This window comes from Microcoleus anatoxicus, assembly GCF_042465725.1.
GTDB classification, from domain to species: domain Bacteria; phylum Cyanobacteriota; class Cyanobacteriia; order Cyanobacteriales; family Microcoleaceae; genus Microcoleus; species Microcoleus anatoxicus.
On record NZ_CP120853.1, the window covers coordinates 3,159,309 to 3,173,859 of the forward strand.

Below are 14,551 nucleotides of genomic sequence, written 5' to 3' on the forward strand. Positions count from 1 at the left end.
AAAGGACTTTTGGCAAATTCGGGTTTTAGCAGCATTCCCAGAGTATTTGACTTTCACCCACATAGAGTGTATTAGTCGATCGCGCTCCAAACCAGTGACGGCAAAAAATCTGGTAACAAGCACCCAGATTCATCCCTGGGGTAAGTCGAAAATCAAAAATCGACCATCGGCTCACAGAGTGTCAAAAGTTGGATAGTATTTGAGAAGCTAAACAGCGCCCATGGCGGTATCGTGCCGTAAAAGACTCTGGGCGAGGAATCTAGAAGCGGTTCTACGGCGATCCTGGAACTGAAAATGACATTCACAGCTTTTTGTTCGATTGGGAACGGAATCTGCAACAATTAGTAAGTAACAAAAATTGATTTTAATAGAAACTTCAGCCACTATACTAATTAGTGTAGGTTGGCATGAGGAAAATGCCAATGGTAAAAAAAAGTCGCAATGTAGCTAGTTCAGATCCAGAAAGCAAAGTCAAAATCGGACTTTCGCTCACTCCTTATAGTGCCGATCGATTGAACGCAATCGCTCGCAAGCTGGACATATCCAGGTCAGAACTCCTAGAACGCTTAGCCAAGGGTTCTCTGGAGATTTCTACCGACAAGACAAAAGTTAGTGTAACTTGGAAAAAAACGGAAGAAACTCCGGTAGATGTCGCCGAATCCCCAGGGGAAACAGCCGAAGTAAGGGAAATTAATGACACCCAAACGGCTCAAACTCCAGCAGAAAATCCGACGAGTACGCAGCCAAATCCACTGCAAGCAAGTTACGAATCTTTACAACAACAGTTGACAGAACGAGAAAACTCGATCGCCCAATTGGATGCTCAACTAGCCTCCGCCAAGCAACACCTGGAACAGCAACTATCCGAAACTGTACCAAAGTCAAGTTACGAATCTTTACAACAACAGTTGACAGAACGAGAAAACTCGATCGCCCAATTGGATGCTCAACTAGCCTCCGCCAAGCAACACCTGGAACAGCAACTATCCGAAACTGTACCAAAGTCAAGTTACGAATCTTTACAACAACAGTTGACAGAACGAGAAAACTCGATCGCCCAATTGGATGCTCAACTAGCTTCCGCTAAGCAAAATTTGGAACAGCAACTATCCGAAACTGTACCAAAGTCAAGTTACGAATCTTTACAACAACAGTTGACAGAACGAGAAAACTCGATCGCCCAATTGCATTCTCAACTAGCAGAAAAGCAAAATCTCGAACAACAGTTGCATCAGCAATTGTCAGAACGAGAAAACTCCCTCAACTCCTTGCATTCTCAACTAGCCGAAGCCAAGCAAAATCTGGAACAGCAATTGCAGCAACAGGAATCTTTACAACAACAGTTGACAGAACGGGAAAACTCGATCGCCCAATTGCATTCTCAACTAGCAGAAAAGCAAAATCTCGAACAACAGTTGCATCAGCAATTGTCAGAACGAGAAAACTCCCTCAACTCCTTGCATTCTCAACTAGCCGAAGCCAAGCAAAATCTGGAACAGCAATTGCAGCAACAGGAATCTTTACAACAACAGTTGACAGAACGAGAAAACTCGATCGCCCAATTGCATTCTCAACTAGCAGAAAAGCAAAATCTCGAACAACAGTTGCATCAGCAATTGTCAGAACGAGAAAACTCCCTCAACTCCTTGCATTCTCAACTAGCCGAAGCCAAGCAAAATCTGGAACAGCAATTGCAGCAACAGGAATCTTGGCAACAACAGTTGACAGAACGAGAAAACTCGATCGCCCAATTGCATTCTCAACTAGCAGAAAAGCAAAATCTCGAACAACAGTTGCATCAGCAATTGTCAGAACGAGAAAACTCCCTCAACTCCTTGCATTCTCAATTAGCAGCAGCCAAGCAAAATCTGGAACAGCAATTGCAGCAACAGGAATCTTGGCAACAACAGTTGACAGAACGAGAAAACTCGATCGCCCAATTGCATTCTCAACTAGCAGAAAAGCAAAATCTCGAACAACAGTTGCATCAGCAATTGTCAGAACGAGAAAACTCCCTCAACTCCTTGCATTCTCAACTAGCCGAAGCCAAGCAAAGTTGGGAACAGCAATTAGCCGAAACAGTACCAAAGTCAAGTTACGAAAGTTTACTTGCTCAGTTATCGGAACGAGAAACCTCCATCCAGCACTTCCAACTTCAACTAACCAAGTTGCAAGCTTTGGAAAATCAATTGAGTCAAAGTTTGGCCAAACAGCGAAATTATGATGCTTTGCAGCAGCAGTCTCAAGAACAGATAAGAACCATCAAAGGTTTACGAGAACAGCTAGCCCAACAGCAACCTGTAGCTGGCATTGGAGAAGCTTATCTCAACAAGTGGCGCCGTCCATAATTTTGATTTAGCAAAAAAAAATACTGCGCGATCGCGTTGTCTGAGCCTGGATATATGTGTTTAACAAATCCGGAAGCCGACGCCGATCGCGTTTTACGTTTTTTTGCCAAATATGAGCATAATATTAAGAAATATTACAATAAATCAATTATGGTCAGCGATCGCACCCCTGTTGGCAAATCCCGCGTCACCGTCATCGGAGCCGGAATCGGCGGGCTCACAGCAGCAGCCCTACTAGCTCGCCGAGGATACAAAGTGCTAGTCTTAGACCAGGCGATCGTCCCTGGCGGATGCGCTTCCACCTTCAAACGCAAAGGCTTTACCTTCGATGTCGGCGCCACCCAAGTCGCAGGATTGGAACCCGGAGGAATTCACCACCGCATATTCTCCGAATTAAACATCGAACTCCCAGCCGCCACACCCTGCGATCCAGCCTGTGCCGTATTTTTACCAGGAGAAAGCACACCCATTAGCGTCTGGCGAGAACCCCAAAAATGGCAACAAGAAAGACAAAAACAGTTTCCCGGAAGCGAACCATTTTGGCAATTATTATCTACATTATTCCAAGCTAGCTGGAAATTTCAAGGACGCGATCCGGTTTTACCACCCAGAAACTTCTGGGATTTCTGGCAATTAACTAAAGCTGTTCGCCCCGATACTTTGATTACCTTACCTTTCACTTTCATGACAGTGGGAGATGCTTTGCGACTTTGTGGATTGGGCGACAATTTGCGTCTGAAAACTTTTCTCGATTTGCAATTAAAATTGTATTCTCAAGTAGATACCGAAGAAACAGCCCTACTCTACGCAGCCACAGCTTTAGGAGTTTCCCAAGAACCACAAGGATTGTATCATCTACAAGGGAGTATGCAGGTATTGAGCGATCGACTCGTAGAAGCGATCGAACGAGACGGCGGCCAAGTCCTACTCCGTCACACAGTTGAAAGTATTATCACAGTGAACGGCAAAGCTACGGGTACAACTATTCGCAATCAAAAAACTGGCGAAGTATGGACAGAAAGCGCCGATGATATTGTCGCCAACGTCACCGCCCAAAATCTGGTAAAATTGTTAGAAACCAATTCAAACATCTCACCAGAAATCGCAGAATTATCGGAGAAAAAACTTACCGAATCTTCGGAACATCCCTTGCCATATCAAATGAAAAGCTACAAACATCGAGTCGATAAATTGCCACCAGCATCCGGCGCTTTTGTCATCTATTTAGGAGTGAAAGCAAGCGCAATTCCGCCAAAATGTCCGCCTCACCTTCAGTTTCTTTATGACTACGAAGGCGAGATAGGAGAGAATAATTCCTTGTTTGTTTCTGTCAGCCATCCGGGAGATGGTAGAGCTCCAACCGGAATGGCCACGGTGATTGCTTCCTCCTTTACCGATACTCGAATGTGGTGGAATTGTGCAGATTATGAAGCTTTGAAGCAAAAATATACTACCGGCGCGATCGCCCGTTTGAGCGAATATTTCAATTTAACACCAGAGGCGATCGTCCATCAAGAATCAGCTACACCCCGCAGCTTTGCGCGTTATACCGCCAGAGATAGAGGCGTTGTAGGAGGCATCGGCCAGCGAATACCCACCTTCGGACCCTTCGGCTTTGCCAATCGCACACCGATTCAAAACCTCTGGTTAGTCGGTGACTCCACCCATCCCGGAGAAGGAACCGCCGGAGTCTCCTATTCTGCTTTAACAGTCGTGCGCCAAATGAACGCAGAATTTTAATCTATTAATGACAATGACAAAACCTGTAATTGCTTTTTTCAGCAGTCTCCTGAGCATCCTCATACTATCTGGTGTTTTCAATATAGTTTCGCCCCAGCCAGCAGAAGCTCAATCGAAAACAATCTTGATTGCCGCTGCTGCGAGTTTGCAGAATGCGTTAGAGGAAATCGATCCCATATTTGAAAAAGCTAATGCTGGTATCGCAGTCAACTATAACTTTGCAGCATCGGGTCCCTTGCATCAGCAAATTCAACAGGGCGCACCAGTCGATGTCTTTATTTCTGCTGCAACTTTGCAGATGGATACACTACAAAATAAAAATCTGATTGTGAACGATACCCGTCGCAATCTATTGACCAATAATCTAGTTTTAATCGTGCCTAATAACTCCACTCTGGGACTAACCAGCTTTCGCCAGTTAACCAACTCTAATGTTAAAAGAGTAGCCGTCGGCGAGTCCCGCAGTGTTCCCGCTGGACGGTATGCCACAGAATTATTCAGTAAATTGGGAATCAGCGAGCAAGTGCGATCGAAGTTTGTTTACGGTAACTCAGTTCGCAGCGTCTTAGGCGCAGTAGAAAGCGGTAACGCAGATGCAGGCGTTGTTTACCTGACAGATGCCAAAATTTCCAATCAAGTCAAGCAAGTAGCAACAGCACCCAGCAACTTACACTCACCCATTGTTTATCCCATCGCGGTAATTAAAGCAAGTCGCAATCAACAGTCTGCCCGTGCTTACGTTGAATTTTTAAGGAAAAGACAATCTCAAAATATCTTCAAGAAATACGGATTTGGAATAGCTAATTGAGGGGGGTAGGCATTCTTGGCACTACCCCTACAAAAGGATGATTTGTCTGAGAATGAAACACCCCTGCTTAAGAAGGGGGGAAAAAGAACTTGCTCAAAGTCCCCCTTCCCCCCTTGGGGGGGCGTGGGGATTTAGGGGGATCTAGACTAGGGTAAAAACGGGATTTATCAAGGATTTTAGTCTTAAGTTGACACCAATGCTTCCTTCTTCCTTCTTCCTTCTTCCTTCGTTCTTCTTTCTTCCTTCTTCCTTCTTCGTTCTTCCTTCTTCCTTCTTCCTTCTTCCTTCTTCTTATGTTTGCTAATCTATCGCCCCTCTGGATTTCTCTACAAACGGCTGGACTGGCAACAATTGCAACATTTTTTCTCGGCACTGCTGCTGCATACTGGATGTTGGGCTATCGCGGTAGATGGAAATCATTAATAGAAGGAATTCTGATTTCACCGCTGATTTTGCCACCAACAGTGGTTGGTTTTTTACTACTATTACTGTTTGGTAAAAACGGTCCGATCGGACAATTGATGCAGCACTTTGACTTCACGATTATCTTTACTTGGTATGCCGCAGTATTAACCGCCACAGTGGTTTCATTTCCCCTGATGTACAAAACAGCATTGGGTGCTTTTGAACAAATTGACAGTAGTTTGCTACAAGTAGCCAGAACCTTGGGCGCTTCTCAAACAAGAATTTTTTTTCAGATTATATTACCCTTAGCTGTTCCCGGACTTGTGGCAGGAATCACACTCTCCTTTGCACGCGCATTGGGAGAATTTGGAGCTACTTTGATGATGGCTGGAAATATTCCCGGACAAACCCAAACAATGCCAATGGCAATCTATTTTGCCGTGGAAGCTGGAGAAATGAAGGAGGCTTGGTTTTGGGCAATTTTGATTATGACTATCTCCCTATCTGGGATCGTAACTGTGAACCTTTTGCAGGAGCGCTACGCACAAAATAGACAGCACAAAATATGGATAGGAATCGAAGCAAATGAGCCTGTGAATCGTGGTGGAAAATGCACGCAACCTGCTAGTTTAGGGCATGGTATTCAACCGCAACTTCCCAGTCTCGAATCTGGATTGCTTGTCGATATTGAAAAACAATTATCGAACTTTAAACTCGACACGGCTTTCAGCGCACAGCAAGAAAATTTAGGCATACTTGGTGGATCGGGTTCGGGTAAAAGCATGACTCTTCGCTGTATTGCTGGTGTTGATACGCCTACCACAGGGCGCATTGTCTTGAATGGGCGATCGCTTTTTGATTCAGACAAGAATATTAACCTTCCCAGCCACCAACGCAAGGTGAGTTTGGTGTTTCAAAACTATGCGTTGTTTCCACACATGACGGTTGCTCAAAATATTGCCTTTGGGTTGCAGCATCTGTCAAAATCAATCTGCCGACAGCGAGTCGATCGACAGCTAGATCTGTTACAAATGCAGGGGTTAGGCGATCGCTATCCCCATCAGTTGTCCGGGGGGCAACAACAGCGGGTAGCACTGGCAAGAGCACTAGCAACTGAACCGGAACTGCTATTGCTCGACGAGCCTTTTTCAGCCCTAGATACCTATCTGCGCAGTCAAATGGAGCGGCAACTTTTGGCAACCCTAGCAACCTACCGCGGCATTACGTTATTTGTGACTCATAACCTAGAGGAAGCCTACCGAATTTGTGAAAACCTGATGGTAATGTCTGCCGGAAAAGCGATCGCCTATGACTCGAAACATCAGATTTTTGAGCATCCAAAAACAGTTCGCATCGCTCAACTGACGGGATGTAAAAACTTTTCCCGTGCCGTGGTACAGGGAGCGAATTCAGTGATAGCAACCGATTGGGGAATTACTTTGCAAGTGCTCGAAGCCCTGGATAATGGACTCACCGATGTTGGCATTCGCGCCCACCAAATTAGCATCACCACAGAACCCGATCGTGATAATACCTATGCTTGTTGGTTAGCTTCCACCAGTGAAACCCCTCACCGCATTACACTCTTTCTCAAATTCAATGGCATACCCATGAGTTTGCACGACTATCATGTCCAAGCAGAAGTCTTTAAAGAAAAGTGGAATACCATCAAAGATCGACCCTTTCCCTGGTATGTGCGGCTCGCTCCCGCCAGTCTGATATTGATGGTGGACTGAGCTATCGTCAATCAAAATCGCCTCTATCAATAGTTTTTTACTAACATTTCTAACAAATACGGTTTAATTCAATACAGAAAACCCAAAGTATATCCTCTAGATTTCATAAATTAAGTTCATCATTTACAGCTTAGTTCCCACTACTCGATGTTCAAACTATTGTTGAGGAGCATTACATGAGCAAAACCGAAGTAGAAGTGCGGCCGCCATACGTATATAGAGGTTGGCAAGCAAAACTTGCCAATTACTTTAAGTTTAACTTCTACCGCACTAATTTCCGAACAGAGATTTTGGCTGGTGTCACCACCTTCATGACCATGGGATATATCCTGGTTGTGAATCCGATCATTCTCTCAAACGCCATTTTTCTGGAAAAATCTGGTGATTTATTTTCTCAATTAGTCGTAGCCACCGCCATTGCCTCAGCAATCTCTACCTTTTGCATGGCAGTTTTTGCCAACTATCCCTTTGGACTGGCACCCGGTATGGGAACAAATGCCTTTTTTGCCTTTTCTGTAGTATTGGGCTTGAAGATTGACTGGCGGCTAGCCCTCTCCTGTGTGTTCGTTCAGGGTTTAATTTTTATGGCCTTGACTTTTACTGATGTGCGGCGCTTATTGATTCAAGCAATTCCGTCCTCAATTAAACACGCAACCGCCGGTGGAATTGGATTGTTTATCGCCTACATCGGTTTGTCCGGCGATGTTACTAAAGGTGGGGCAGGCCTGATTGTGACCAACGAAGCCACAAAGACAGCTTTCGGCAGCTTTGCAGAACCAAATACTTTGCTCGCAAGCATCGGGATTCTGATCGCGGCAGGGTTAGTCGTGCGACAAGTCAAAGGTGCATTGCTATTGGGGATTGCCAGCACCGCTATCCTGGCTTGGGTGCTCCATGTTTCACCCCCTCCAACTGGACTGTTTGCGATACCTACAATGCCAACGGATCTGTTTGGGCAAGCAATTATAGGATTGCAGAATCTGAATGCTCAAAACTTTGTTGATTGGGTTGCAGTGTTGTTAGTGTTCTTGTTTGTCGATATTTTTGACACTATTGGCACTCTCACGGGTGTAGGGATGCGAGCTGGCTATATTACCACGGATGGGCAACTGCCCAGAGCAAATCAAGCGCTGATGGCAGATGCGATTGGCACAACAGTCGGACCGCTGTTTGGCACATCTAGCGTCACTGCCTATGTTGAATCGGTTGCGGGTGTTGCAGAAGGTGGACGCACCGGATTTACGGCATTGGTGATTAGTGCATTATTTCTAGTAGCACTGTTCTTCATTCCGGTGATTCAAGCGATTCCAGCGTTTGCTACAACTCCGACATTGGTGATTGTTGGGGCAATGATGCTGGCAGAAGTTAGGGAACTTGACTGGGATGACATGGCTGAGGTAATTCCGGCGTTTCTGACCATTTTTATGATTCCGCTAACCTACTCAATCGCTGAAGGGTTAGCCTTTGGTTTCATTGCTTATCCGCTGGTGAAATTGATGCAAGGGAAAGCTCATCAAGTTCCTAGAGGTACTTGGATCATTGCTGCTATCTTCATTGCTCGATTCATCTTTATGGCAGTGAGGTTTCATCAATGACTTTGAAAGGGTTTCGCAGTGCAATTTTAGATTTTGTTGACGATCCTTTCTATGTGTCTGAATCGGAGAGTGTTCGCTATATTCCAGACGGATTACTCGTTTTAGAACAGGGCAAGGTCAAAGAGCTTGGTGATTATGAGTTACTAAAAGAGAAGTATGTTGGGATTGCCATTGAGTCTTATCCCGATCGTCTCCTCTTGCCTGGATTCATCGATCTACATATTCATTTTCCTCAAACTGGAATTATTGGGGCCTACGGAGAACAACTCTTAGAATGGCTAGAGAAATATATTTTTCCCACCGAGCATAAATTCAAAGATAAAGCTTATTGCGATCGCGTGGCGCCAATTTTTATCGACCAATTATTACGCAATGGTACGACAACTGCCGTTGTACTAGGAGCTGTATTTCCAGAATCAGTAGATTCATTGTTTGAGGAATGCGATCGCAGAAATCTCCGCACGATCGTAGGTAAGGTGATGATGGATCGCCATGCTCCCGATTTTCTCTGTGATACAGCCGAGTCGTCTTACTACCAGAGCAGAGCGCTCATCGAAAAATGGCACGGCAAAAATCGCTTGCTCTATGCTGTCACGCCCCGATTTGCACCAACTTCAACCCCCCAACAACTAACCTACGCCCGCCAGCTTTTAAGCGAATTTCCAGACACCTATTTGCATACGCACCTCTCTGAGAACATGAAGGAAGTGGAATGGGTGCAACAACTGTTTCCAGACAGTCAGGGCTATCTGGATGTTTACGATCGATTTGGCTTGGTGGGAGAGCGCTCCATCTTTGCCCATTGTGTTCAATTAACCGATGCTGAATTCGATCGACTCGCTCAGACAAAAGCCGCGATCGCATTCTGTCCAACTTCTAATTTGTTCTTGGGCAGCGGATTGTTTAATATCGAGCAGGCTACCGCCAAACACGCACCAATTAAGCTTGGTTTAGCCACCGATGTCGGAGCTGGAACCAGTTTTTCATTGTTGCAAACTGCCAGTGAAGCTTACAAAGTAGCTCAACTTCAGCAGCAAAAGCTTTCACCGTTTCAAGCCATGTTCCTAGCCACACTCGGTGGAGCAAGAGCGCTAAAGCTGGAAGATAAAATCGGCAACTTTGATGTAGGTAAAGAAGCAGACTTTGTGGTTCTCAATCCACGAGCAACTCCAGTTATGGCATTTAGAAACGAGCAAAACAATGAGCAGATGACACCAATCACCATAGAAGAATTAGGGGAGCAGCTATTCAGTACGATCGTCTTAGGCGACGACCGAACAATTGTAGCAACCTATGTTATGGGTGAACTTGTCCATGCTCAATAAGATCAAATCCTCTCTTCATCTGAATTATTCATCTCTCTGTTCTCGGACTCTGTGTCCTCTGTGTTCTCTGTGGTTAAATCATTCCTATACAACGGTCAACAATAGCAGTCGCCAAGACGCTTTGTTTCTTGCTCCCTGAGCGGAGTCGAAGGGAGCAAGAAACAAATCACCTTAACAGCCTTGGCGGTTACTATAAATATTAGTTCTGTCATTGACAAAAAAACCTCAGTCTTTATGTTAAAGACTGAGGTCTGATAGCGACAGGTTTAAACCCGTCAGCTATACTCTATTACTATTTGACAGATACCTTTGCGCCCACAGCTTCAAGCTGTTTCTTCATTTCTTCAGCAGCATCCTTACCAAGAGCTTCCTTAACTGCCTTCGGTGCGGCTTCTACCAAGTCTTTCGCTTCCTTCAAGCCAAGACCGGTAATCGCGCGGACTTCCTTCAGAATTGCGATTTTCTTGTCAGCAGGAACTTCTTCGAGCATGACAGTAAACTCGGTTTGCACTTCTACTTCTTCAGCAGCGGCTCCACCACCCATACCGGGCATCATCATCATGCCGCCGACAGGAGCAGCAGCGCTAACGCCGAAAGCTTCTTCGATTTGCTTGACCAATTCAGATGCTTCGAGCAAAGTCAAAGACTTAAGTTTTTCCAAGATTTCATCAGTTGCAGTAGACATTTGTTGAACTCCTAATTCGATTTTAGATTTTGGATTTTGGATTTTCGATTGCTCATTAATTATTAGTCTCTTGTCTCCATTCGTCAGTCTGTGAATCCACACTAATGACTAATGACTGATGACTAATGACTAATAACTAAGCAGATACGCTTTCTGCTTCTGCTGGTGCTTCTGCTTCGGCTTCTACTGAATCGCCGTTTTGGTCTTTTTCAGCATAAGCTTTGAGACCGCGAGCGATCGAAGTAGGAACTTGATTGATACCCACAGCCAGCTTGGTAGCCACACCGTTGATAGCACCAGCAATTTGAGCCATGAGTTGTTCTTTCGATGGCAGATCGGCTAATGCCTTAACATCAGCTTCTTTCAGTACCCGTCCTTCCATCACGCCGCCGCGAAGTTCAGTCTTTTTCGAGACTTTTTGGAATTCTTGGTAAGCTTTAATCGCGCCGCCGATATCTTCTTGCACGAATAGAAAGGCCGACGTACCAGTCAGCAATTCCTGCATCGGCTGCCAGGTTTCGTTACCTTCAACCGCAATTCGCATTAGCGTGTTTTTTGCGACTTGGCAACTGCTACCTTTCGGACGCAAGCGCCGGCGCAAATCCGTGATTTCTGCAACAGTTAAACTCTTGTAGTCGATCGCGATTACCAGTTGAGATTCGCTCAAGGTTTGCTTGAGGTCTGCAATAATCTCATTTTTTACTGCTAAACTTTTGCCCATACTTATTTCACCTCCTTTAAGGATGATCGAAAACTGACAATCAAAAACCCCGACCTGGGAGCCGGGGCAGAGAATTAAAAATTAAGAATAAAGAATTAAAAATAGTCACTTTTAAATCTTTCAATCCTGAGTTTTTAGTTCTTCAGCCTCGGCAGGAAATTAAGCGCGATCGGCACCTGCGGTCTTCAGCTTATTGATTTTGGATTAGGCTTTGACGAGAGAACACAGAAATTAGTATTCTTTCTAGCCAGCATCAAGTTTAGTATCACGCAGGACGCTGATATCGACTTCGATCGACGGGCCCATTGTTGCGGATACATACAAACTCCGCCAGTAGCGACCTTTTGCACCAGAAGGACGGTTGCGGTCAACAGTTTCTTGCAAAGCATGAAGGTTAACCAGCAAATCTTCTGCTGAAAAAGCAGCCTTGCCAAACATAACATGAACGATGCCGGTTTTATCGGCACGGAATTCCATCTTACCACCTTTGAACTCGTTGATCGCCTGAGCAACGTCAGCAGTCACCGTCCCACCTTTGGGAGAAGGCATCAAACCGCGAGGGCCAAGCAATCGACCCAATTTTGCCACCAAGGGCATCACGTCTGGAGTCGCAATGAGGCAATCAAAATCCATCATGCCTTTCTGAATTTCCTCGATCAACTCTTCAGAACCAGCAATATCTGCACCAGCATTCAGGGCTTCTTTAACTTTTTCGCCCTTAGCAATCACCGCAACTCTGACTACTTGACCAGTTCCCTTGGGTAACGACACAGTTGTCCGCAACTGCTGGTCAGTATATTTTGGGTCAATTCCTAGACGGATGTGAGCTTCAGCCGACTCAGCAAACTTGGCTGTAGCTGTTTCTTTCAAAAGTTCCAGAGCTTCTAGTGGTAGATAAGCTCTTTCTTCAACTTTTTTTTGAAGTTCTTGCAGTCTTCGCGATACTTTCTTTGCCATTTTGATTTTTTGGGGTCTGTCGATTTTAGATTTTAGATTTTAGATTTTAGATTGAACTTATCAGCCAATCTGATCTCTAAAATTTGTTCGATTCCTAGCGAAGCTTTGCTTCTCCCCCTGAATCGAGCGATTTTGGATTTTAGATTTTGGATTAAAGAATTGAAGATTTTACCTTCACAATCAGGAATTACTGACCCTTCGACTACGCTCAGGGAACTGCAACTGACCCTTCGACTACGCTCAGGGAACTGTCAACTATCAACTGACCCTTCGACTACGCTCAGGGAACTGCAACTGTCAACTGTCAACTATCAACTGACCCTTCGACTACGCTCAGGGAACTGCAACTGTCAACTGTCAACTATCAACTGACCCTTCGACTACGCTCAGGGAACTGCAACTGTCAACTGTCAACTGACTTTAATCCGCGATCGCCACGCCCATATTTTTAGCCGTTCCAGCCACAATTTTCATGGCCGCCTCAACATCATTAGCATTAAGGTCAGGCATTTTTGTTTCCGCAATTTCTCGCAGTTGAGCTTGGGTAATCTTGCCTACTTGCTTGCGATTAGGTTCTCCCGAACCTTTTGCAATCCCAGCCGCTTTTTGAATCAAAACCGACGCCGGCGGGGTTTTGAGAATAAACGTAAAACTGCGGTCTTCAAAAACCGAAATTTCTACTGGAACCACTAGACCCGCTTGGTCTGCGGTTCTAGCATTGTACTCCTTGCAAAACATCATGATATTGACGCCATGCTGACCCAAGGCCGGGCCGATGGGAGGAGCTGGGTTGGCTTTTCCCGCCGTAATCGCCAACTTAATTACTGCAACAACTTTCTTTGCCATTAGTTAGTTCTGTTTCTGAACCTGATTGAACTCTAATTCTACAGGCGTATCGCGCCCAAAAATCGAGAGTAAAACTTTGAGCTTGTTCCGTTCCGGGCTAACTTCAATCACATCACCTTCAAAATCCTTAAATGGCCCGGAAAGTACCACAACGTGGTCTCCTGTTGCCATCGATACTTTGACAACTGGTTCTGATTCCTGAGCATTTCTGAAGATCCGTTCTACTTCTGAGTGACTCAGAGGTAGCGGTTTGACGTGACCCCTGCCGCGCCCGTAGCGGCGTTTTTGCTCTGCCCCGACAAAGTTAATTACGTTCGGGGTATTTTTGATCACCTGCCATGTATCCTCGTCCATAAACATACGGATGAGTACATAGCCGGGAAAGATTTTTTCGTCTGACTGCCGTCTGGAACCGTCTTTACCGACTTTAATCGCCGGAGTTTGCGGAATTTCCACTTGAACAATGCGATCTGCAACATCCAAAGTTTGAATTCGCTGCTGCAAGTTTGCCTTCACCCGCTTTTCACAGCCGGAAGCAACCTGAACAGCATACCAGCGAGCCACGATCGCCGGAACCTCTGGCGAGCCTTTTTCTGCGGTGGTTTCTGTGGAATACTCAGATTCTTCTGATGCAAAAGTCATGGTCCAAACACCTTTGCTGCGCCCCAGTTAAAGAAGTTATCCACCAAGTAGATCAGGCTTGCTGAGAGGATTACCATCAAAAGCACTGCCAAAGACTCGCTGATTAGCTGCTGGCGACTCGGCCAAACTACCTTCTCGAGTTCTTCTCTCGTTTCCTTAAAAAAACCCGCAGGGTCAAACCCAGGCGCTGTTATTTCTTGAGTTTCTTGAGCTTCGTCTTTTTTTGCCACAATTGAATCCCCCTTGCGATTTCAGATTTTAGATTTTAGATTTTAGATTGTGTCAGTGGCGATCGGGTCTCAGATTTTTTGACACTAACCACTTAGCCCAATTTCCATCTCAAATCTAAAGCAACCACTTGACAAGCCAAATCTATCTGAGCTTGACATTCCCCGACAATCAGGCGCGGGGATTCTTGGTTCAACGAAACCACTTAACCTAGAGTCGTGCCGTCATCTAGACTAGAGGTGGGATTCTCCCCAAGCGTTAATTCGGGTCTGCCCTACCCTATTTGCATTGCTGCAAGTCCTGATTTTTGCGAACCGCCCACAAAAATTAATTCTACCCAAAAGCTTGAGATTTCCGCTGTTACCAGCTAATAATCCGGGCGCTTTCGGGCAGAATTTAAGTTTTGGTGATTCAGCGCGCCCTGGAGGACTTGAACCCCCGACATCAGGTTTTGGAGACCTGCGTTCTACCAACTGAACTAAGAGCGCACAGGTGAGGTTGCGAATATTTGCTTA

Annotated in this window: 12 protein-coding genes, 1 tRNA gene and 1 other annotated feature; of the genes, 6 read left to right on the forward strand and 7 right to left on the reverse strand. The window is 45.4% G+C overall.

Annotated features, from left to right (window positions below; genetic code table 11):
• Positions 1 to 422: 422 nt before the first annotated feature.
• From P2A85_RS13555 to guaD, 6 genes are all read left to right on the forward strand, one after another.
• Entirely contained in the window at positions 423 to 2,348 is a 1,926-nt protein-coding gene (locus tag P2A85_RS13555) for a CopG family transcriptional regulator (protein WP_377480886.1), read from the forward strand.
• Positions 2,349 to 2,498: 150 nt separating this feature from the next.
• On the forward strand, positions 2,499 to 4,088 hold the full coding sequence (gene crtD, locus P2A85_RS13560) for a C-3',4' desaturase CrtD (RefSeq protein ID WP_377481488.1): 1,590 nt from the start codon (positions 2,499 to 2,501) through the stop codon (positions 4,086 to 4,088).
• Positions 4,089 to 4,101: 13 nt separating this feature from the next.
• A complete protein-coding gene (gene modA, locus P2A85_RS13565; RefSeq protein ID WP_377480889.1) occupies positions 4,102 to 4,896 on the forward strand; it encodes a molybdate ABC transporter substrate-binding protein in 795 nt (264 codons plus the stop codon).
• 293 nt (positions 4,897 to 5,189) lie between these two features.
• Positions 5,190 to 7,037 carry a molybdate ABC transporter permease subunit gene (gene modB / locus P2A85_RS13570; protein WP_377480892.1) on the forward strand — a complete coding sequence of 616 codons (1,848 nt, stop codon included), beginning with the start codon at positions 5,190 to 5,192 and terminating at the stop codon, positions 7,035 to 7,037.
• Between the two features lie 176 nt (positions 7,038 to 7,213).
• The gene (locus P2A85_RS13575; RefSeq protein ID WP_377480894.1) at positions 7,214 to 8,632 is read left to right on the forward strand and encodes an NCS2 family permease; all 1,419 of its coding nucleotides are present in this window, start codon (positions 7,214 to 7,216) and stop codon (positions 8,630 to 8,632) included.
• Positions 8,629 to 9,957 carry a guanine deaminase gene (gene guaD / locus P2A85_RS13580; protein ID WP_377480897.1) on the forward strand — a complete coding sequence of 443 codons (1,329 nt, stop codon included), beginning with the start codon at positions 8,629 to 8,631 and terminating at the stop codon, positions 9,955 to 9,957. Before P2A85_RS13575 ends, guaD begins: the two co-directional genes overlap by 4 nt.
• Positions 9,958 to 10,249: 292 nt before the next feature.
• Here guaD and rplL read toward each other — a convergent pair whose 3' ends face one another.
• The 7 genes from rplL to P2A85_RS13615 form a co-directional block, all read right to left on the reverse strand.
• A complete protein-coding gene (gene rplL, locus P2A85_RS13585) occupies positions 10,250 to 10,642 on the reverse strand; it encodes a 50S ribosomal protein L7/L12 (RefSeq protein WP_377480900.1) in 393 nt (130 codons plus the stop codon).
• 136 nt (positions 10,643 to 10,778) lie between these two features.
• On the reverse strand, positions 10,779 to 11,363 hold the full coding sequence (rplJ, locus tag P2A85_RS13590; RefSeq protein ID WP_377480902.1) for a 50S ribosomal protein L10: 585 nt from the start codon (positions 11,361 to 11,363) through the stop codon (positions 10,779 to 10,781).
• A gap of 32 nt (positions 11,364 to 11,395) precedes the next feature.
• Positions 11,396 to 11,570, reverse strand: a sequence feature (ribosomal protein L10 leader region).
• 36 nt (positions 11,571 to 11,606) lie between these two features.
• Positions 11,607 to 12,320: a 50S ribosomal protein L1 gene (gene rplA, locus P2A85_RS13595; RefSeq protein ID WP_377480905.1), complete on the reverse strand. Its 714-nt coding sequence runs from the start codon at positions 12,318 to 12,320 to the stop codon at positions 11,607 to 11,609.
• A 420-nt stretch (positions 12,321 to 12,740) separates the two neighbouring features.
• Entirely contained in the window at positions 12,741 to 13,166 is a 426-nt protein-coding gene (gene rplK, locus P2A85_RS13600; RefSeq protein WP_194061482.1) for a 50S ribosomal protein L11, read from the reverse strand.
• Positions 13,167 to 13,169: 3 nt separating this feature from the next.
• Positions 13,170 to 13,808, reverse strand: coding sequence for a transcription termination/antitermination protein NusG (nusG, locus tag P2A85_RS13605; RefSeq protein WP_341740182.1), 639 nt, complete (start codon positions 13,806 to 13,808; stop codon positions 13,170 to 13,172).
• Positions 13,805 to 14,038, reverse strand: coding sequence for a preprotein translocase subunit SecE (secE, locus tag P2A85_RS13610; protein WP_340526071.1), 234 nt, complete (start codon positions 14,036 to 14,038; stop codon positions 13,805 to 13,807). Before secE ends, nusG begins: the two co-directional genes overlap by 4 nt.
• A gap of 413 nt (positions 14,039 to 14,451) precedes the next feature.
• Positions 14,452 to 14,524, reverse strand: a tRNA-Trp gene (locus P2A85_RS13615).
• Positions 14,525 to 14,551: the final 27 nt, after the last annotated feature.

What these genes read in the sequence shown, in the direction of transcription:
- guaD (WP_377480897.1), top strand. Translation starts at nt 8,629, where the DNA reads ATGACTTTGAAAGGGTTTCGCAGTGCAATTTTAGATTTTGTTGACGAT.
- rplK (WP_194061482.1), bottom strand. Translation starts at nt 13,166, where the DNA reads ATGGCAAAGAAAGTTGTTGCAGTAATTAAGTTGGCGATTACGGCGGGA.
- modA (WP_377480889.1), top strand. Translation starts at nt 4,102, where the DNA reads ATGACAAAACCTGTAATTGCTTTTTTCAGCAGTCTCCTGAGCATCCTC.
- rplJ (WP_377480902.1), bottom strand. Translation starts at nt 11,363, where the DNA reads ATGGGCAAAAGTTTAGCAGTAAAAAATGAGATTATTGCAGACCTCAAG.
- P2A85_RS13575 (WP_377480894.1), top strand. Translation starts at nt 7,214, where the DNA reads ATGAGCAAAACCGAAGTAGAAGTGCGGCCGCCATACGTATATAGAGGT.
- crtD (WP_377481488.1), top strand. Translation starts at nt 2,499, where the DNA reads ATGGTCAGCGATCGCACCCCTGTTGGCAAATCCCGCGTCACCGTCATC.
- nusG (WP_341740182.1), bottom strand. Translation starts at nt 13,808, where the DNA reads ATGACTTTTGCATCAGAAGAATCTGAGTATTCCACAGAAACCACCGCA.
- rplL (WP_377480900.1), bottom strand. Translation starts at nt 10,642, where the DNA reads ATGTCTACTGCAACTGATGAAATCTTGGAAAAACTTAAGTCTTTGACT.
- P2A85_RS13555 (WP_377480886.1), top strand. Translation starts at nt 423, where the DNA reads ATGGTAAAAAAAAGTCGCAATGTAGCTAGTTCAGATCCAGAAAGCAAA.
- modB (WP_377480892.1), top strand. Translation starts at nt 5,190, where the DNA reads ATGTTTGCTAATCTATCGCCCCTCTGGATTTCTCTACAAACGGCTGGA.
- rplA (WP_377480905.1), bottom strand. Translation starts at nt 12,320, where the DNA reads ATGGCAAAGAAAGTATCGCGAAGACTGCAAGAACTTCAAAAAAAAGTT.